Here is a 551-nt window from a genome sequence, read left to right as displayed (position 1 = left end):
CTTGGCGACTCACCCGCCACTCTTCTCCGGAGGAAGGGACCCGCTTGAGGCAGACGATTGGCTCCGCACCATCGAGTCAAAGTTTAGCTTACTCAACTATACAGAGTATCAAAAGACTCTTTATGCAGCTCAGCAGCTCAGAGGTCCAGCAGGGGCCTGGTGGGCATCTTACACCGCCGCACTTCCAGCAGACCATCATGTGCCATGGGGCGAGTTCCGCACCGCTTTCCGTGGCCACCACCTGTCAGCGGGCACAATGCGCCGCAAGCTTGCAGAGTTTCTGGATCTGCACCAGGGAAACCGTTCTGTCTATGAGTACTTTCAGGAATTCAACAATCTGGCACAGTACGGGAGTCACCATGTGGATACTGATGCAAAGAAGGCCGAGCTCTTTCGCAAGGGGCTCACTATTCAGTTGCAGGATCATCTGGTTCTCTCCCAGAACCTGTCATACAATGAGCTTGCAAGTGCTGCCATTGACCAAGAGGGCACCATGAAGGCCTGTGAAGCGGCTGAAGAAAAGAAGAGGAAGAGGGCAGTGTCATGACCAT

1 protein-coding gene is annotated in these 551 nt (G+C 54.1%); it reads left to right on the top strand.

All coding sequences use genetic code 11. The features are described 5' to 3' along the window. Positions 1-547, top strand: a 547-nt coding sequence (locus ACQY6F_RS19060) for a retrotransposon gag family protein (protein ID WP_428776700.1), incomplete at its 5' end; no start/stop codon positions are given. Positions 548-551: the final 4 nt, after the last annotated feature.

Origin of the sequence: Vibrio sp. (genome assembly GCF_050299255.1) — a bacterium.
In the GTDB taxonomy this organism is placed as follows: domain Bacteria; phylum Pseudomonadota; class Gammaproteobacteria; order Enterobacterales; family Vibrionaceae; genus Vibrio.
The sequence above is the reverse complement of the archived record's forward strand: the minus strand, read 5'-3'. Positions and strand labels throughout refer to the sequence as shown.